Origin of the sequence: Saccharothrix sp. BKS2, assembly GCF_047689505.1 — a bacterium.
In the GTDB taxonomy this organism is placed as follows: Bacteria; Actinomycetota; Actinomycetes; order Mycobacteriales; family Pseudonocardiaceae; genus Actinosynnema; species Actinosynnema lopnurensis.
This window is the reverse complement of sequence record NZ_JAUQOL010000002.1, coordinates 38,115-55,191: the sequence shown is the minus strand read 5'-3', so window position 1 is coordinate 55,191 and position 17,077 is coordinate 38,115. Positions and strand designations below refer to the sequence as shown.

18 protein-coding genes are annotated in these 17,077 nt (G+C 73.3%); 8 read left to right on the top strand and 10 right to left on the bottom strand.

Annotated elements, in window-relative coordinates; genetic code table 11:
* Nucleotides 1-14: 14 nt before the first annotated feature.
* On the top strand, nt 15-1,448 hold the full coding sequence (gene purB, locus Q5530_RS02845) for an adenylosuccinate lyase (RefSeq protein ID WP_415360522.1): 1,434 nt from the start codon (nt 15-17) through the stop codon (nt 1,446-1,448).
* A gap of 37 nt (nt 1,449-1,485) precedes the next feature.
* On the opposite strand, the gene Q5530_RS02840 is transcribed toward purB, so the two are convergent.
* The 4 genes from Q5530_RS02840 to Q5530_RS02825 all read right to left on the bottom strand — a co-directional run bounded on the left by Q5530_RS02840 (nt 1,486) and on the right by Q5530_RS02825 (nt 4,596).
* On the bottom strand, nt 1,486-1,923 hold the full coding sequence (locus tag Q5530_RS02840) for a hypothetical protein (protein WP_415360520.1): 438 nt from the start codon (nt 1,921-1,923) through the stop codon (nt 1,486-1,488).
* Nucleotides 1,924-2,153: 230 nt separating this feature from the next.
* Entirely contained in the window at nt 2,154-2,921 is a 768-nt protein-coding gene (locus tag Q5530_RS02835) for an amino acid ABC transporter ATP-binding protein (protein WP_415360519.1), read from the bottom strand.
* On the bottom strand, nt 2,918-3,748 hold the full coding sequence (locus tag Q5530_RS02830; RefSeq protein ID WP_415360517.1) for an amino acid ABC transporter permease: 831 nt from the start codon (nt 3,746-3,748) through the stop codon (nt 2,918-2,920). The genes Q5530_RS02835 and Q5530_RS02830 overlap by 4 nt, the downstream gene beginning before the upstream one ends.
* Nucleotides 3,745-4,596 (bottom strand): ABC transporter substrate-binding protein, encoded by an 852-nt coding sequence (locus Q5530_RS02825; protein ID WP_415360516.1) that lies wholly within the window; start codon nt 4,594-4,596, stop codon nt 3,745-3,747. Before Q5530_RS02825 ends, Q5530_RS02830 begins: the two co-directional genes overlap by 4 nt.
* A gap of 62 nt (nt 4,597-4,658) precedes the next feature.
* On the opposite strand from Q5530_RS02825, the gene Q5530_RS02820 reads away from it, so the two are divergent.
* Together Q5530_RS02820 and Q5530_RS02815 are read left to right on the top strand one after the other, a co-directional pair.
* Nucleotides 4,659-5,552 (top strand): phosphoribosylaminoimidazolesuccinocarboxamide synthase, encoded by an 894-nt coding sequence (locus Q5530_RS02820; RefSeq protein ID WP_415360515.1) that lies wholly within the window; start codon nt 4,659-4,661, stop codon nt 5,550-5,552.
* Between the two features lie 106 nt (nt 5,553-5,658).
* Nucleotides 5,659-6,369, top strand: coding sequence for a DUF2334 domain-containing protein (locus tag Q5530_RS02815; RefSeq protein WP_415360514.1), 711 nt, complete (start codon nt 5,659-5,661; stop codon nt 6,367-6,369).
* Here the strand turns inward: Q5530_RS02815 and Q5530_RS02810 are convergent.
* Nucleotides 6,291-6,902, bottom strand: a complete 612-nt coding sequence (locus Q5530_RS02810; RefSeq protein WP_415360513.1) for an MBL fold metallo-hydrolase — start codon at nt 6,900-6,902, stop codon at nt 6,291-6,293. The genes Q5530_RS02815 and Q5530_RS02810 overlap by 79 nt on opposite strands.
* 37 nt (nt 6,903-6,939) lie before the next feature.
* The gene (locus tag Q5530_RS02805) at nt 6,940-7,908 is read right to left on the bottom strand and encodes an NAD-dependent epimerase/dehydratase family protein (RefSeq protein WP_415360512.1); all 969 of its coding nucleotides are present in this window, start codon (nt 7,906-7,908) and stop codon (nt 6,940-6,942) included.
* 125 nt (nt 7,909-8,033) lie between these two features.
* On the opposite strand from Q5530_RS02805, the gene Q5530_RS02800 reads away from it, so the two are divergent.
* The 4 genes from Q5530_RS02800 (at nt 8,034) to purL (ending at nt 12,016) form a co-directional block, all read left to right on the top strand.
* A complete protein-coding gene (locus Q5530_RS02800) occupies nt 8,034-8,561 on the top strand; it encodes a hypothetical protein (protein WP_415360511.1) in 528 nt (175 codons plus the stop codon).
* A gap of 235 nt (nt 8,562-8,796) precedes the next feature.
* A complete protein-coding gene (gene purS / locus Q5530_RS02795; protein ID WP_033428368.1) occupies nt 8,797-9,036 on the top strand; it encodes a phosphoribosylformylglycinamidine synthase subunit PurS in 240 nt (79 codons plus the stop codon).
* On the top strand, nt 9,033-9,755 hold the full coding sequence (gene purQ / locus Q5530_RS02790; protein WP_415360508.1) for a phosphoribosylformylglycinamidine synthase subunit PurQ: 723 nt from the start codon (nt 9,033-9,035) through the stop codon (nt 9,753-9,755). The genes purS and purQ overlap by 4 nt, the downstream gene beginning before the upstream one ends.
* Nucleotides 9,755-12,016, top strand: coding sequence for a phosphoribosylformylglycinamidine synthase subunit PurL (purL, locus tag Q5530_RS02785; RefSeq protein ID WP_415360505.1), 2,262 nt, complete (start codon nt 9,755-9,757; stop codon nt 12,014-12,016). Before purQ ends, purL begins: the two co-directional genes overlap by 1 nt.
* Before the next feature lie 47 nt (nt 12,017-12,063).
* Here the strand turns inward: purL and Q5530_RS02780 are convergent, their stop codons facing one another.
* Both Q5530_RS02780 and Q5530_RS02775 read right to left on the bottom strand, forming a co-directional pair.
* Nucleotides 12,064-12,870: a lysozyme gene (locus Q5530_RS02780; RefSeq protein ID WP_415360504.1), complete on the bottom strand. Its 807-nt coding sequence runs from the start codon at nt 12,868-12,870 to the stop codon at nt 12,064-12,066.
* A 237-nt stretch (nt 12,871-13,107) separates the two neighbouring features.
* Nucleotides 13,108-13,953 (bottom strand): aldo/keto reductase, encoded by an 846-nt coding sequence (locus Q5530_RS02775; RefSeq protein ID WP_415360503.1) that lies wholly within the window; start codon nt 13,951-13,953, stop codon nt 13,108-13,110.
* A 106-nt stretch (nt 13,954-14,059) separates the two neighbouring features.
* Here Q5530_RS02775 and Q5530_RS02770 point away from each other — a divergent pair, with 106 nt between their 5' ends.
* The gene (locus Q5530_RS02770) at nt 14,060-14,941 is read left to right on the top strand and encodes a LysR family transcriptional regulator (RefSeq protein WP_415360502.1); all 882 of its coding nucleotides are present in this window, start codon (nt 14,060-14,062) and stop codon (nt 14,939-14,941) included.
* On the opposite strand, the gene Q5530_RS02765 is transcribed toward Q5530_RS02770, so the two are convergent.
* Nucleotides 14,888-15,874 carry a pentapeptide repeat-containing protein gene (locus Q5530_RS02765; protein WP_415360501.1) on the bottom strand — a complete coding sequence of 329 codons (987 nt, stop codon included), beginning with the start codon at nt 15,872-15,874 and terminating at the stop codon, nt 14,888-14,890. The two genes, Q5530_RS02770 and Q5530_RS02765, sit on opposite strands and share 54 nt — an antisense overlap.
* Nucleotides 15,874-16,971 (bottom strand): pentapeptide repeat-containing protein, encoded by a 1,098-nt coding sequence (locus Q5530_RS02760; RefSeq protein ID WP_415360499.1) that lies wholly within the window; start codon nt 16,969-16,971, stop codon nt 15,874-15,876. Before Q5530_RS02760 ends, Q5530_RS02765 begins: the two co-directional genes overlap by 1 nt.
* Nucleotides 16,972-17,077: the final 106 nt, after the last annotated feature.

Genomic DNA, 17,077 nt, shown 5'->3' with positions numbered 1-17,077 from the left:
AATATGCTGGTCACGTGACGGTCAAGCCCCGCATCGCCAATGTCCTCGCCGGTCGCTACGCCTCCACCGAGCTGGTCACCCTGTGGTCCGCCGAGCACAAGATCGTGCTGGAGCGGCAGCTGTGGCTCGCGGTGCTGCGGGCGCAGGCCGAGCTGGGCGTCGACGTGCCCGCGCAGGCCGTGGCGGACTACGAGCGGGTGGTCGACCAGGTCGACCTGGCGTCCATCGCCGAGCGCGAGCGCGTCACCCGGCACGACGTGAAGGCGCGCATCGAGGAGTTCAACGCCCTCGCCGGCCACGAGCACGTGCACAAGGGCATGACCTCCCGCGACCTCACCGAGAACGTCGAGCAGCTCCAGGTGCTGCGCTCCCTGGAGCACGTGCGCGGCAAGACCGCCGCCGTCCTCGCCCGGCTCGCGCGCCGCGCCGCCGAGCACGCCGACCTGGTCGTGGCGGGCCGCTCGCACAACGTCGCCGCCCAGGCCACCACCCTCGGCAAGCGCTTCGCCACCGCCGCCGACGAGGTGCTGGTGGCCTTCCGTCGGCTGGACGAGCTGATCGCGCGCTACCCGCTGCGCGGCGTCAAGGGCCCGGTCGGCACCGCCCAGGACATGCTCGACCTGCTCGGCGGCGACCGGGACAAGCTCGTCGGGCTGGAGCGCGCCGTCGCCGGGCACCTGGGCTTCGAGCGGGTGCTGACCAGCGTCGGCCAGGTCTACCCGCGCTCGCTCGACTTCGACGTGGTGTCGTGCCTGGTGCAGCTGGCGGCGGGTCCGTCCTCGCTGGCCAGGACCATCCGGCTGATGGCGGGCCACGAGCTGGTCACCGAGGGCTTCAAGCCCGGCCAGGTGGGCTCCAGCGCGATGCCGCACAAGATGAACACCCGGTCGTGCGAGCGGGTCAACGGCTTCGCGGTCATCCTGCGCGGCCACCTGTCGATGGTCGGCGAACTGGCCGGCGACCAGTGGAACGAGGGCGACGTGTCGTGCTCGGTGGTGCGCCGGGTCGCGCTGCCGGACGCGTTCTTCGCGCTGGACGGGCTGCTGGAGACGTTCCTCACCGTGCTCGACGAGTTCGGCGCCTACCCGGCGGTGGTGGCGCGCGAACTGGACCGCTACCTGCCGTTCCTGGCCACGACGAAGGTGCTGATGGCGGCGGTGCGGGCGGGCGTGGGCCGGGAGACCGCGCACGAGGCGATCAAGGAGCACGCGGTGGCCGTGGCGCTGGCGATGCGCGAGGAGGGGAAGGCCGAGAACGACCTGCTGGACCGCCTGGCCGCCGACCCGCGCCTGCCGCTGGACCGGGCGGCCCTGGACGGCCTGCTGGCCGACCGGCTGTCGTTCACCGGGGTGGCGGAGCAGCAGGTCGCCGAGGTGGTGCGGCAGGTGGAGGACGTGCTGACCGCGTACCCGGCCGCGGTGGGCTACGCGCCGGAGCCGATCCTCTGACCTGCGGTTCCCGGGCGGAACCCGACGAATCCCCTGGTCAGTCCGCCCTCTCCCACCGCAGCCAACCGCGGCGCCCGTGCTGGCACACCAGCGGCTTTCCGGTGGGGTCCACCGCGGCCGCCCCCCGCTCGTCGCAGGGGAAGCCCTCGAACGCCACCTCGTCGAGTTCCGGCGGTGCCGTGGTCGGCACGGTCGTCGGCTCGGGCGGCGGCGCCGGCTGGACCGGCGCGGGAGCGGGGGGTGGCGGGGGTGGCGGCTCGGTCGTGGCCGCGACCGTGGTCGGCGGCGTCGTGACCCGCGGCCGGACGGAGATGCTCGCCACCGCCGGCACGGAGGTCGCGGGCGCGGAGCTGGCGGTCGTCGGCACGACGACCGGCTCCGGCGCCGCCGTCGGCTTGCCGCACGCCCCCGTGAGCAGCAGGGCGAGCGCGCCGGTCGCCGCGGCGGGGGCGGTGAGGGCCTTCCGGTGAACCACGTCGAGAAGGGTAGGCGGCTCCCGGCCGGTAGCCCAAGTGGCCTCTCGCGATCGGCCCGACGACGCACACCCTCTGTGGTCCTGACGACGCGCACGCGCGGTGGTTCCGATGACGCGCACCCCTGGTGGTCCTGACGACGCGCACCCCTGGTGGTCCCGATGACGCACACGCGCGGTGGTCCCGACGACGCACCCTCCGGTGGTCCCGACGACGCGCACCCCCGGTGCCCCTACAGCCTGCCCGCGTCGATGATCCGCTTCAGGAACTGCCGCGTGCGCGGGTGCCGAGGCTCCCCCAGCACCTGCTCGGGCGGCCCGGACTCGACGACCCCGCCGGCGTCCAGGAACACCACCCGGTCGGCGACCTGGCGCGCGAAACCCATCTCGTGGGTGGCCATCAGGATGGTCCGCCCCTGCGCCGCCAGCTCCCTGACCAGCTGCAACACCTCGCCCACCAGCTCCGGGTCCAGCGCGCTGGTGATCTCGTCCAGCAGCAGCAGCCGGGGCGAGTACGCCAGCGCCCGCGCGATCGCGACCCGCTGCTGCTGCCCGCCGGACAGCCGCTCGGGGTAGCTGCCCGCCCGGTCGGCCAGCCCGACCCGCGCCAGCAGCTCGCGGCCCCGCCGCTCGGCGTCGGCCCTCGGCACGCCGTGCACCACGCGCGGTGCCAGGGTGACGTTGTCCAGCACGCTCATGTGCGGGAACAGGTTGAACGCCTGGAACACGACGCCCATGCCGCGCCGGGCCACGTCGGCGTCCACCCTCGGGTCGGACACGTCCACGCCGTCGAGCAGCACCTGGCCGTCGTCCAGCTCCTCCAGCAGGTTCACGCACCGCAGCAGGGTCGACTTGCCCGAACCCGACGACCCGATCAGCGCGACCACCTCGTGCTCGTGCACGTCCAGGTCGATCCCGTCGAGCACCGCGCGGTCCCCGTAGCGCTTGACCAGCCCGCGCACGGAGAGCACCGGGCCGGGCGTCGGCGCCCCGGGGGTCACCGGTCGCCCCGGCGGCGGTCCACCCGCCTGCCGACGGCGTCGGCGAACCGCGCCGTGGGCACCGCGAGCAGCACGAACAGCAGCCCCGCCACCACGTACGGGGTGAAGTTGAACGCCCGCGACTGCTCGATCTGCGCCGCCCGCACCGCGTCCACCGCGCCCAGCACGGAGATCAGCCCGCAGTCCTTCTGCAGCGCCACGAAGTCGTTCAGCAGTGCCGGCATGACCCGCCGCACCGCCTGCGGCAGCACCACCAGCCGCAGCGTCTTGCGCGGGCCCAGGCCCAGCGACCGGGCCGCCGCCACCTGCGACGGGTGGACCGACTCGATCCCGGCGCGGAACACCTCGGCCACGTAGGCGGTGTAGGCGAGCACCAGGGCCACCCCGCCGAGCACCACGTGGTCGTTGGGCACGCCGGTCAGCCGCAGCGCGGGAAGCCCGAACCCGACCAGGTACAGCAGGATGATCAGCGGCAGGCCGCGGAACAGGTCCACGTACACCGTGGCCAGCACCCGCAGCGGGAACCACACGGGGCCGCGCAGCGTGCGCAGCGCCGCCACGACCAGCGCCAGCACCAGGATCGCCGCGCCGCACACCACCAGCACCCGGAGGTTGAGCCACAGCCCCTCCAGGATCGCGGGCAGCGACCGCCACGCGGTCTCCGGGTCGAAGAACGACCGCTGCACGCGCGGCCAGCCCGGCGCCCCGGTCACGGTCACCCACGCGACCCCCGCGAACACCGCCGTCGACAGCAGCGCGACCAGGGTGGAGCGCCGAGCGCGGGAACGCCGGTAGGCGAGGCGTTCCCGCTGGAGCTCGCTGATCACCTCAGCTCGGGCGCCGTGCCCGCGGACGCCAGCCACTCCCGCTCGATCTCGGCCAGCGTGCCGTCGGCCCGCAGGTTCTCCACCGCCGTGGACACGCACGCGGTCAGCGGGCTGCCCTTGTCCAGCACGATGCCGAACTGCTCGGGCTTGCCGTCGCCGGGCGGGACCTGGCCGACGATCACCCCGTCCTCCAGCTCCGCGGAGGTGATGAAGAACGCCGTCGGCAGGTCCACCACCAGCGCGTCGACCTGCCCGGCGCGCAGCGCGGCCTTGGCGTCGTCGTTGGTGTTGTAGACCGCCACGTCCTGCTCGGGCTGGAGCCGCTGCGCCGCGTCGAGGCTGGTGGTGCCGACCTGCGCGCCGATCTTCACCGACTTCAGCTCCGCGAGCGTCTTCACCGACGCCGCCTTCGACGACTCCAGCGTGATCACGGCCTGGTCCACGTCGTAGTACGGCGCGGAGAAGTCGACGGCCTGCTTGCGCTCCTCCGTGATGGAGAACTCGGTGAGGTTCGCGTCGTAGGTCTTCCTGCCCGGCTGGATGGCGGCGTTGAACGGCACCCGCGTCCACACCACGTCCTCGCGGGCGTAGCCGAGCTCCTCGGCCAGGGCGTAGGCGGTCGCGGACTCGAAGCCCTTGCCGTTGGTGGGGTCGTCGTCCACGAACCACGGCTCGTACACGGGCTGGTCCGTGCCGAACGTGATCTTGCCCGCGGTCAGCGTCGCCAGGTTCTCCTTCGTGCAGTCCACGCCGTCGACCTGGTTGGAGGGCTGCGTGGTCTCGTCGGCGGGGGCGCAGGCGACGGCGAGGGCGGCGATCACGCTGAGCATCAGTCCGGGTGCGCGCATGGGGGGCATCTTGCCGCAGGCGGGAAGGGGGGCCCACGGAGCGGGACAAGTAGGCTTCGGCCGTGCCCAAGCTCGACGACTACCGGTTGGTCGCCACCGGCAAGGTCCGCCAGGTCCACCAGGTGGACGACGACCTGCTGCTGTTCGTGGCGTCGGACCGGATCTCCGCCTACGACCACGTGCTCGTCACCGAGATCCCCGACAAGGGGCGGGTGCTGACCGCGATGAGCGTGTTCTGGTTCGAGCGGTTCGCGGACCTGGTGCCGAACCACCTCGTGGCGTGGGACGACCCGCGCGTCCCCGACGAGGTGCGCGGCCGGGCGCTGCTGGTGCGCAGGCTGGACATGGTGCAGGTGGAGTGCGTGGCGCGCGGCTACCTGACCGGGTCGGGCATGGCCGAGTACCGGCAGGGCGGCTCGGTGTGCGGCGTGGAGCTGCCCGCCGGGCTGGTCGAGGCGTCCGAGCTGGTGCCGCCGATCTTCACCCCGGCGACGAAGGCGCAGGTCGGGGAGCACGACGAGAACGTGTCGTTCGCCGAGGTGGAGGCGCGCGTCGGGGCGGAGCTGGCCGGTCGGCTGCGGGACGCGACGCTGGCCGTGTACGGCGCGGCGCGGGAGTTCGCGCGGACGCGCGGGGTGGTCCTGGCGGACACGAAGTTCGAGTTCGGCCTGGACGCCTCGGGCGCGCTGGTGCTCGGGGACGAGGTGCTGACCCCCGACTCGTCGCGCTACTGGCCCGCGGACTCCTACGAGCCGGGGCGCGTGCAGCCGTCGTTCGACAAGCAGTACGTCCGGGACTGGCTGACCTCGCCGGAGTCCGGTTGGGACCGCGCGTCCGACACCCCGCCGCCCCCGCTGCCCGACGACGTGGTCGCCGCCACCCGCGCCCGCTACGTCGAGGCGTACGAGCGGATCACCGGGCTGTCGTTCGCGGACTGGCCGTCGCCCGGGAGGTGACCGGGGCGGTGACCCGGGCGGCCACCGGGCACAGTTCGCCGGATCCGCACCGGGGCGTCACCTGGCGGACGGGCGGACGACACGCCGGTGCGGCGCACTGGTCCCCGTGCGCACCCACCTCGTGGTCTCGCTGTCCGGCATCGGGCCCAGCACGCTCGCCCGGTGCGCCGACCTGGCCGACCGGCTCGACCGGCGGCACGTGCCGCTGTCGCTGCTGCTGGCGCCTGGCCGGGCGCCCGGACCGGCCCTGACCTGGGTCCGCGACCGCGTCGCCGCCGGTGACGCGCTCCTGCTGCACGGCTTCGACCACGCGCCCGACCCGGCGCACCGGGCCGGGGTGGGGCGCAGGCGCGCCGAGTTCGCCGCGCTGTCCGCCCACGAGGCGGGCCTGCGGCTGGTGGCCGCCCGGACCGCGCTGGCCCGGCTCGGCCTGCACACGGACCTGTTCGCGCCGCCGGACTGGCTCGCCTCGCCCGGCACGCTGGTCGCGTTGGGCAGGCACCGGTTCGCGGTGTGCGCGGACCTGGCGGGCGTGCACGACCTGCGCACCGGCGACGTGCGGCCCGGTCGGGTGCGCATGGTCGGCGGGCACCGGGGCCGGCCGCTCGGCGCCGGCCGGGCGGCGCGGCGCGGCGGGCTGGTGCGGCTGGGCGTGGACGCGGCGTCGCTCGACCGGCTGGGACCGGCGCTGCTGGCGGCCGTGGACCTGGTCCTGCGCCACGGCGCCGCGCCCGTCACCTACAGCTCGATCCCCTCGCCCCGGGTGGGCACGACCACCTCGACGCCCGCCGGCGCGGTGCCGGTCAGGACCCGGTAGTAGACCCCGGTCCGGGCCAGGAGCGCCTCGTGCACCGGCACGGCCTTGCGCGGCGACACCGCGGCCAGGAAGTCCGCCGCGTCGGACACCTTCATCCACGGCGCGGCGGTCGGCAGCGCCAGCACGTCCACGCGCTGCGCGGGCACGGTCAGCGAGTCGCCCGGGTGGTAGAACGCGCCGTGGTCGACCAGGTAGCCGACGTTCGCGGGCACCGGCAGGTCCCGGTGGATCACCTCGTGCGGCGCGTCCAGGACGTGGACGGTCGAGCCGGCGACCTCCAGCACGTCACCGGGCGCGACCCGGGTGGCGCCGTCGAGGTCGAACGGCGCGAACAGCGGGGCGCCCGGGTTGGCCGCGCGCAGGCCGGGCAGCCGGTCGGCGTCCAGGTGGTCGGGGTGCTCGTGCGTGACCAGGATCGCGTCGAGCCCGGTGACCTGCTCGAAACCGCTGGAGAACGTGCCCGGGTCGAACAGCAGCCGCGCGCCGCCGGTGCCGACGAGCAGGCAGGAATGTCCGAAGTGGACGATGTGCATGGCGGGTGCTCCTCTCGCCCCACCGTTCTACACCGGCTCAGCCGACCGCGCGCAGCAGCTCCTCCTCGACCCGCGGGGGCAGCCCGGCCCGCCGCTCGCGGTCGAGGCCCAGCTCGCGCTCGTGGGCGAGGGTGTCGCGCGCGGTCTCCGAGGTGGGCCGGGTGCGCAGCCCGGCGGCCAGCGCCGGGCCCGCGTCGCGGAACATCAGCGCCCGGTGGGTGGCGGGCAGCCACAGGGGCAGCGAGCGCGGGCCCGCCCACGGCGCGACCTCGTGCCGCCGGAGGACCTCCTCGGGCACGCGCGCCAGCTCGGTGCCCGGCGGCGCGACCGCGCCCGCGATCTCGCCGAGGACCAGCGCGAGCGGGACGGCCGGGCCGATGGCGTCGTAGGTGCCGGTGACGCGCTGCTCGGCCGCGTCCACGACCCAGGCGGCCAGGTCGCGGACGTCGACGTGCTGGGCGGGCTGGTCGGTCGCGTCCGGGACCGCCACGCGACCGCCCCGGGACAGGCGGTTGGGCCAGTAGCCGAAGCGGTCGCTCCGGTCGCCGGGGCCGGTGATCAGGCCCGCGCGGACGATGAACGCCCGGTCGCCGCGCGCGTCGCGGACGGCGTTCTCGCTGGCCACCTTGATCGCGCCGTAGCGGTCGGGCGACCGGGGCGCCCCGGCGTCGTCCTCCAGCGGGTCGAGCGTGCGGGTGCCGGGGGTGGTGTGGTCGGCGTAGACGGAGCAGCTGGAGATGAACGTCCAGTGGTCCGCGCCGACGGACCGCAGGGCGTCGCGGACCCAGGTGACGGACATGGTCGCCACGTCGACCACGGCGTCGAAGTGCTCGCCGGACAGGGGGCCCAGGCCCGCGTCGCGGTCGACCGGCACGTGGACGGCGCCGTCGGGCGCGGAGCCGGACTCGCCGCGCGCCGCGCACACCACCTCGTGGCCGCGCCGCACCGCCTCGGCCGCCGTCGCCCTGCCGAGGAAGACCGTGCCGCCCAGCACCAGGATCCGCATGATCCCCACAGTAGGGCCGGGAACGGCCGGGATCCGCGGGTACGCCGATGGCGAACAGGGCGAACACACGTTCGGGTGGACTCGGTGCAGGTCGGCCTTTCGGGTGCCGATGCACGGCCGTGGCCGTGCAAGCTTTTGTCGACGAATCCCGCCGCGGGGACACCTACCTGCTCGCCGCCGCCGTGGTCGAGCTGCCCAACCTGAACCGCCTGCGAACGCAGGTGCGCGGACTGCTGCTGCCCGGTCAGCGGGAGGTGCACTTCAGGAGGGAGAACACGGCGCGCCGCAAGTTCGTCCTGGCCCGGTTGGCGGAGTTCGGCGCGCGGGTGGACATCTACCGCACCGACTGCCGTGCGAACGAGGAACGCGCCAGGCAGAAGTGCCTGATCCACCTGGTCGATGATCTGCTGGACGTCGAGGGGAGGAGGCTGGTCCTCGACACCCGCGACGAGCGGAACAAGCACGACCTGCTGACCGTCCGTACCGCGCTCGGCAAGCGCGCACGCGACTCCCACCTGCTGTACGAGCACGCCGACAGCGCGTGGGAGCCGTTGTTGTGGATCGCGGACATGGTCGTGGGGTGCTACGGCCTGGGCGGCGATTGGGCGCGTCGGACCGCGTCCATGATCGGATCGGTCCAGCGCCTCGATTAACCCCTGAAAAGGCGCGAACACGGCCGACATCCGTCCGGATGCGGACCGTGCTCACTTCCTCGGCTTACGGGCCTCGGCTGACACCAGATTACCAGGAACCTCTTTCGAACCGCCTGGTCACGATCGGGTGAACCTGGCCGAACGTGTGCCCCCCACCACGCGCCAACTTGATGAACACCCAGCTCAGGTACCCTTCCCGCGTACCGCCACCCCTCCGACCTTGGAGCAGCCTGTCGTGGCCCGAGTCGTCGTCGACGTCATGCCGAAGCCCGAAATCCTCGACCCCCAGGGACAGGCGGTGGCCAACGCGCTGCCCCGCCTCGGGTTCGACGGAATCACCAGTGTCCGCCAGGGCAAGCACTTCGAGCTGGAGGTCGCCGACGACGTCGACGACGCCACGCTCGCCAAGATCGCCGAGACGTTCCTCGCCAACCCCGTGATCGAGGACTGGGTCGTGAGGCGGGTCGAGGCATGAGGGTCGGCGTCATCACCTTCCCCGGCACGCTGGACGACGTCGACGCGGCGCGCGCGGTCCGCTACGCGGGCGGGGAGGCGGTCCCCCTCTGGCACGCCGACCGCGACCTCAGGGGCGTCGACGCGGTCATCGTGCCCGGCGGCTTCTCCTACGGCGACTACCTGCGCTGCGGCGCCATCGCCCGGTTCGCCCCGGTGATGCAGGAGGTCGTCGACGCGGCGAACAAGGGCATGCCGGTGCTCGGCATCTGCAACGGCTTCCAGATCCTGTGCGAGGCCCACCTGCTGCCCGGCGCGCTGGTCCGCAACGCCAAGCTGCACTTCGTGTGCCGCGACCAGTGGCTCAGGGTCGAGAACAACCGGACCGCCTGGTCCACCCGGTACGACGAGGGCGCCGAGATCCTCGTGCCGCTCAAGTCCGGCGAGGGCGGCTACCAGGCCGACCAGCGGACCCTCGACGAGCTGGAGGGCGAGGGCCGCGTGGTGTTCCGCTACGTCGTCGACCAGCACCGGCCGGAAGCGGCCGGTGGGGATCGCAACCGCTACGTCGGCGAGAACCCGAACGGCTCGCGCAACGACATCGCGGGCATCACCAGCGCCAACGGCCGGGTGGTCGGCCTCATGCCGCACCCCGAGCACGCGATCGACGCGCTCACCGGCCCGACCGACGACGGCCTGGGCATGTTCCTGTCCCTGGTGGACTCGGTGGTGACCGCCTGATGACCGTCGACACCGTCGCCAACGCCGAGAACACGCCCGACCAGGAGCAGCCCTACAAGGAGCTGGGCCTGAAGGACGACGAGTACGCCCGCATCAAGGAGATCCTGGGCCGCCGGCCCACCGACGCCGAGCTGGCCGTGTACTCGGTGATGTGGAGCGAGCACTGCTCCTACAAGTCGTCCAAGGTGCACCTGAAGTACTTCTCCGACACCACCACCGACGAGATGCGCGCCAAGATGCTCGCGGGCATCGGCGAGAACGCGGGCGTGGTGGACGTCGGCGACGGCTGGGCGGTCACGTTCAAGGCCGAGAGCCACAACCACCCGTCCTACGTCGAGCCCTACCAGGGCGCGGCCACGGGCGTCGGCGGCATCGTGCGCGACATCCTCGCGATGGGCGCCCGCCCGCTGGCCGTGATGGACCCGCTGCGGTTCGGCCCGGCCGACGCGCCGGACACGCGCCGCGTGCTGCCCGGGATCGTGGCCGGCGTCGGCGGCTACGGCAACTGCCTGGGCCTGCCGAACATCGGCGGCGAGGTCGTGTTCGACGCGACCTACGCGGGCAACCCGCTGGTCAACGCCCTGTGCGTGGGCGCGATGAGGGTCGAGGACCTGCACCTGGCGCACGCCTCGGGCACCGGCAACAAGGTGGTCCTGTTCGGCGCGCGCACCGGCCTCGACGGCATCGGCGGCGTGTCCGTCCTGGCCAGCGAGACCTTCGACGACACCGCGGGCAAGCGCAAGAAGCTGCCCAGCGTCCAGGTCGGCGACCCGTTCACCGAGAAGGTGCTCATCGAGTGCTGCCTGGAGCTGTTCGCCCAGCGCATCGTGGTCGGCATCCAGGACCTCGGCGGCGCGGGCCTGGCGTGCGCGACCTCGGAGCTGGCCAGCGCCGGTGACGGCGGTATGCGCGTCCACCTGGAGCGGGTGCCGCTGCGCGCCACCGGCATGACGCCGGCGGAGATCCTGTCCAGCGAGTCGCAGGAGCGCATGTGCGCGGTCGTGCGGCCCGAGGACATGGACGCGTTCATGGCGGTCTGCGCGAAGTGGGACGTCATCGCCACCGAGATCGGCGAGGTCACCGAGGGCGACCGGCTCGTCATCACCTGGCACGACGAGGTCGTGCTGGACGTCCCGCCGCGCACGGTCGCGCACGAGGGCCCGGTGTACCACCGGCCGATCGAGCGCCCGGCCGACCAGGACGCCCTCCAGGCCGACACGCCGGACCGGCTGGCCAGGCCCGCCCGGGACGAGCTGCTGGAGCTGGTCAAGACCATGGCCGCGTCGCCGAACCTGGCGTCGAGGCGGTGGGTCACCCAGCAGTACGACCGGTACGTGCGCGGCGGCACGGTGCTCGCCCAGCCGTCCGACGCGGGCATGATCCGCATCGACGAGTCGACGCACCGGGGCGTGGCCCTGGCCACCGACTGCAACGGCCGCTACACCAGGCTCGACCCGTACGCGGGCGCGCGGCTCGCGCTGGCCGAGGCGTACCGGAACGTCGCCACCTCGGGCGCCACGCCGGTCGCGGTGACCAACTGCCTGAACTTCGGCTCGCCGGAGGACCCGGCGGTGATGTGGCAGTTCGAGCAGGCCGTGAAGGGCCTCGCGGACGGCTGCGTCGAGCTGGGCATCCCGGTGACCGGCGGCAACGTCAGCTTCTACAACCAGACCGGCGCCACGGCGATCCTGCCGACGCCGGTGGTGGGCGTGCTGGGCGTGATCGACGACGTCCGCCGCCGCATCCCGACCGGGATCGGCGCGGAGGCGGGCGAGACGCTGCTGCTGCTGGGCGAGACGCGCGAGGAGTTCGGCGGCTCGGAGTGGGCGCACGTGACCCACGGCCACCTGGGCGGCCTGCCGCCGAAGGTGGACCTGGCCCGCGAGAAGCTGCTGGGCGAGGTGCTGGTGGCGGGTTCGCGCGACGGGATGCTGTCCGCCGCGCACGACCTGTCCGACGGCGGCCTGGCGCAGGCGCTGGTGGAGACCTGCCTGATCGGCGAGGTGGGCGCCCGGGTGTTCCTGGAGGGCGACCTGTTCACCGAGCTGTTCAGCGAGTCCACCGCCCGCGTGCTGGTGGCCGTGCCGCGCACGGAGGAGCTGCGGTTCACCGACATGTGCACCGCGCGCGGCCTGCCGTGGCGCAAGGTCGGCGTGGTGGACCCGGAGTCCGACGCGCTGGAGGTCCAGGACCTGGGCCGCCTGCCGCTGGCGGAGCTGCGCGAGGCGTGGGAGGGCACCCTCCCGGCGCTGTTCGACTGAGGACCGGGGTCGGCCGGGTGCCTCGCGCACCCGGCCGACCGGGTCGTTCAGCCGGTGGCCAGCGCCTGCAACCGGTCGTAGGCGCCGTTGAACTGGTTCTGGTCGATCGGCGTGGACGAGTACTGCCAGATCGTGTGGACCGGCCAGGCGAACGGCAGCGTGCCGACCGCCGACGAGTAGCGCGCCACCCACAGCGGGTTGGTGGAGCTGAAGTCCCCGCTCACGCACTGGTCCCACCAGCTGGTGGACGTGTAGATGACGGGCCAGCGGCCGGTGCGGGCGTGGTAGCGGTCGCTGAACGACTTGATCCACGCGGTCATGCTCGCCCTGGACAGCCCGTAGCAGGTCGCGCCGTACGGGTTGTACTCCATGTCCAGCGCGCCGGGCAGGGTCCGGCCGTCGCGGGACCAGCCGCCGCCGTTGTTGACGAAGTAGTCGGCCTGGGCGGCGCCGGTGGAGCGGTCGGGCAGCGCGAAGTGGTACGCGCCGCGGATCATGCCGACGTTGTACGAGCCGTTGTACTGCTGGGCGAAGTAGGGGTTGCGGTAGCCGGTGCTCTCGGTCGCCTTGACGTAGGCGAACCGCTTGCCGAGGCCCCACCAGTGGTTCCAGTCGACGTTGCCCTGGTGGCCGCTCACGTCGATGCCGTACACGACGGCCTCGGTGCCGGGGTCGGTGGGGATCACGACGCGTGCCGAACCTCCCTCGTGCTTGCGGATCTGCGAGCCCATGGCGTGGTCCTCGGTGGTGCGGTCCTCGGTGGCGGGGGCCGCCCAGGCGGTGGCGGCCGAACCGGACAGCACCAGCCCCACGCAGGTCAGCAGTGCTGTGGCGGAGCGTGCGAAGGTGTTCATCGGGACTCCTGGAGCCAGTGCAGGGGGTTGACTCGTTGGGCAGTGTGAGGCACGGCCAACCGGATCACCAGGGTTCTCGTTAATCGGTCACGAAAACGGAGCAGTCCGGGTCCGGGCCGCGTGGCGCGGCCGCCGGACCCGGACGGCTCTGGTGCGCCCGGGGTGGCTCAGATCGTCGTCCCGATCGCCTGATCCCGCCATTCGGAGGTCACCCGCCGGTGATCGCCCCGCCGGGGATCACCCGTCGAGCCGGCGCAGCTCCTCCTCGCCCAGCTCCAGGTGCACCGCGTCGGCCGAGTCGGCGATGCTCGCGGGCCGCGACGCGCCCGGGATCGGCACCACCTGCGGCGCCTTGGCGAGCATCCACGCCAGGCACACCTGCTGCGGGCTCACCCCGTGCGCCGCGCCGACCTCCGCGAACGCCGAGAACTCCTGGCCCAGCCGCCCGGCCGCGCTGATGCCGCCCAGCGGGCTCCACGGCAGGAACGCGACGTCCAGCTCCGCGCACAGCTCCAGCTCCGGCTCGCTGGAGCGGAACGCGGGCGAGAACTGGTTCTGCACGCTCGCCAGCCGCCCGCCCAGCACCTCGACGGCCTCGCGGATCTGCGCCGGGTCGAAGTTGGACACGCCCGCGAGCCGGATCTTGCCCTCGTCCAGCAGCTCGGCCAGCGCGCCGACGGACTCGGCGGTCGGCACGTCCGGGTCGGGCCGGTGGAACTGGTAGAGGTCGATGGCGTCCACCCCGAGCCGCCGCAGCGACGCCTCGCAGGCGGCCTTCAGGTACTCGGGCCTCCCGTTGAGGGCCCAGTCGCCGTCGGCGGTGCGGGTGTGGCCGCCCTTGGTGGCGACCAGGACCCCGTCCACGCCCTTGAGCGCCTCGGCGATCAGCTCCTCGTTGTGCCCGAAGTCGCTGTCGTCGGCGGAGTAGGCGTCCGCCGTGTCGATCAGGGTCACGCCCCGGTCGACGGCCGTGCGGATGGTCTCGACGGCGCGGGCCCGATCGGGCCGGCCGGCCAGCGACATGGGCATCCCGCCCAGGCCGATGGCGCTGACCTCGACCCCGCCGATGCGGCGAGTGAGCATCGTGACGTACCTCCCTGTTGGTTCCCCTCCCACCCAGCTTGGGCCGACGGCATTAAGCTGTCCAACAGAAGGACCTGATGCCATTCAGCAGTACGGGTGATGAATCGTGGAACTGCGGCAGCTGGAGTACTTCGTGGCCGTGGCCGAGGAGTGCCACTTCACCCGCGCGGCCCGGCGGATGCACGTCGCCCAATCGGGTCTGTCCGCGTCCATCCGGGCGCTGGAGGTCGAGCTGGGCGCGCCGCTGTTCGTGCGCAGCACGCGGCAGGTGGAGCTGACCCAGGCCGGGCGGGCGCTGCTGGCCGAGGCGCGCCGGGCGCTGGGCACGATCGACGCGGCGCGGGACGCGGTGGCGGCCGTCCAGGGGCTGCTGCGCGGCGAGCTGTCCGTGGGCGGCGTCCAGTGCCTGCACGGCGTGCACCTGCCGGCCGTGCTGGCGCGGTTCCACGAGCTGCACCCCGGCGTGGAGCTGCGGTTGCGGCAGGCAGGGTCGGGCGAGCTGGTGGAGCTGGTGCGCGCGGGCCGGCTGGACGTCGCGTTCGTCACGGCCGGTCACGTCGCGGATGACCTGAAGGTGTCGACCCTGTCCACCGAACCGCTGGTGTTGGCGTGCGCGCCCGAGCTGCCGTTCGCGGAGCGCGAGTCGGTGCAGCTGGCCGAGCTGGCGGGTCAGCCGTTCGTGGATTTCAACCCGGACTGGGGGACGCGCGACCAGGTGGACCGCGCCCTGGCCACCGCCGGGGTGGACCGCCGGGTCGCGGTCGAGGTCAACGACGTGCACTCGCTGCTCGACTTCGTCGGCTTCGGCCTGGGCGTGGCGCTGGTGCCCCGCTCGTTCGCGGCGAAGAAGACCCGGGCCCGGTTCGTGGAGGTGGTGGACGCGCCGGTGGCCGAGACCGCGGTGGTCACCCCGTCGGCGGTCGGCGCGGCCGCGTCAGTCCTGCTGGACATGGTCCTCGACGGCGACGGGCTTCCCGTCGCCGGTTAGCGGCCACCCGGCGGGGGTGTTGCGGAACGCGGTGCCCTCCCGCACGTCGAGGCTGCCGACCAGGCCCTCCGGCGGCAGCTCGGGGAAGTGCAGGAACGTGCCCGCGGTCGCGCCGGTGAGCGTGAGGCCCCGCTTGAAGGCGGCGTCCTGGAACGAGATGCCGCCGTGGAACCGCCCGTCCTCGAAGTCCACCCGTCCGTGGAAGGTGCCGCCGGAGAACAGGGCCGGCTGGGCGAGGGTGACCCCCCGGAACGCGGTGATGCCGTAGAACTGGGCGCGCCGGGCCACGAGCCGGCCGAACCGGCGGCCCTCCAGCCGGAAGTGCACGAGCTTGGCCCCGCTCAGGTCCAGCTGGTAGCGGGTCTCGTCCGGGTTCGAGCCCCACGGGAGCAGGTCGGTGATCAGCCGCTGCGCGGTCCGCCGGACGGTCATCTCCCGCTCCTGCTCGGCGGTGACCTCCCGGTCCTCCGCCGGCCGGTCCTCCTCCGGCTCGCGGAAGTACGCCTGGTCGGGGTCCTCGGGCTTCCTGGTCAGCGCCGGGTGCTCGAAGGGCCGCCGCAGGTAGGCGCACAGCACGTCCAGCACGGTCTGCTTGTAGCGCTGGTTGGTCTTCGCCAGGTTGGCCAGCACGTGCATCGCGCCCACCCGGACCTGGTCGGCCTCGTTGCCCAGCAGCTCCACGGCCTTGGCGAACCGCTCGTCGGCGGTCTTCTCGCTCTCCAGCTCGTGCCGGGCCTCCTCGACGCGCCGCCGCCGGTCGTTGAGCCACAGCGCGTACAGCGCCACCACCGCGCCGCCCGCCAGCGCCCCCGTCTTGATCGCCTCGGCCTTCGGCTGCCTCGGGTCGACCAGCAGCAGGGTCGCCGTGGTGGCGACCGTGACCAGCACCGCGGCGAGCACGCTCACCGCCAGCAACCACCGCCCGCGCCCCATCAGCTCCTCACCAGGCCCGTGCCCGCCTCGACCACCCAGCCGTCGGGCAGGTGGTTCTCGTGCCCGGTGGACACGTACATGCCGATCGTGCGGGCGACCGGCGGTTCGACCGGGCGCAGGTCGAGCGACCGGGTGAACCTGGTCCCCTCGAAATCTATCGACCGGGTGAACGTCGCACCCCCGAAGTCGACCGGCCCGTCGAACCGCGCCCCGGCGAACTTGGTGGGCCCGAGGAACCTCGTGCGCGAGAAGTCGACCCGCTCCCCGGCCGGCACCAGGAAGCGGCTGAACCACGCCTTGCCGTGGAAGGCCATGTCGTGCAGGTACAGGCGCCCGGTGCTGCACGAGTCGGTGAACCACGCGCTGCCGTGGACGGTCGTGTGGTGGAACGAGTTCGACTGGTGCAGGCGCGCGGCGCGCAGCATGAGGTTGTTGACCTGGCGGTGCGAGATGTCGAAGTACTCCAGGTAGGCCCGGGTCAGGTCGAGGTCGTAGCGCGGCGCGTCGGCGGCCTCGTCGTGGGGCAGCAGCTCGGTGATCAGCCGCTGGGCGGTGAGCCGGACCTCGAACTCGCGCTCGTCCTTCGCCTCGTCCCCGGCGAGGAACGGCCGCCGCAGGTAGGCGCACAGCACGTCGAGCACGGTCTGGGCGTACTCCGGGCGGGACCGCGCCAGGCCGGCCAGGGCGTGCATCGCGCCCACCCGCACCTGCTCCGCCTCGTGGCCGAGCAGTTCCACCGATCGGGCGAACCGCTCGTCGGCGACCCGCGACCGGTCGTGTTCGGCGCGGACGTTCTCCAGGACCTGCCGCTCGCTGTCCAGTTCGTGCCGCGCCTCGTCGGTCCGCCGCCGGCGGTCGTTGAGCCACAGCGCGTACAGGGCGATCACCGCGCCGCCCGCGAGCCCGCCGGTCTTGATCGCCTCGTGCTTCGGCGCGGTCGCGTCCACCGCGAACATCCACCCGGCGACCAGCGCGAACGCCCCGATCGAGCCCACCAGCGTGGGCGGCAGGAAGCTCCTGCGCCGCCGGTGCTGCACCACGAGCAGCACCACCGCCGCCACCGACACGACCGCGCCCGCGATCCACAGGTACCCCACGAGGACGTCATTCTTCCCGGTGAACGGGCTCGGCGGGACGAGATCCGGGGACGAGTGCGACAGGACGGTGTGACAACTCACCGGATTGGCCCATGATGTGGGGGTC

Coding starts and splice junctions, on each gene's coding strand:
- Q5530_RS02765 (WP_415360501.1), bottom strand. CDS start 15,874: ATGGGGCGCGGGCGGTGGTTGCTGGCGGTGAGCGTGCTCGCCGCGGTG.
- Q5530_RS02775 (WP_415360503.1), bottom strand. CDS start 13,953: ATGCTCACTCGCCGCATCGGCGGGGTCGAGGTCAGCGCCATCGGCCTG.
- Q5530_RS02780 (WP_415360504.1), bottom strand. CDS start 12,870: ATGAACACCTTCGCACGCTCCGCCACAGCACTGCTGACCTGCGTGGGG.
- purL (WP_415360505.1), top strand. CDS start 9,755: ATGACCGTCGACACCGTCGCCAACGCCGAGAACACGCCCGACCAGGAG.
- Q5530_RS02825 (WP_415360516.1), bottom strand. CDS start 4,596: ATGCGCGCACCCGGACTGATGCTCAGCGTGATCGCCGCCCTCGCCGTC.
- purQ (WP_415360508.1), top strand. CDS start 9,033: ATGAGGGTCGGCGTCATCACCTTCCCCGGCACGCTGGACGACGTCGAC.
- Q5530_RS02805 (WP_415360512.1), bottom strand. CDS start 7,908: ATGCGGATCCTGGTGCTGGGCGGCACGGTCTTCCTCGGCAGGGCGACG.
- Q5530_RS02810 (WP_415360513.1), bottom strand. CDS start 6,902: ATGCACATCGTCCACTTCGGACATTCCTGCCTGCTCGTCGGCACCGGC.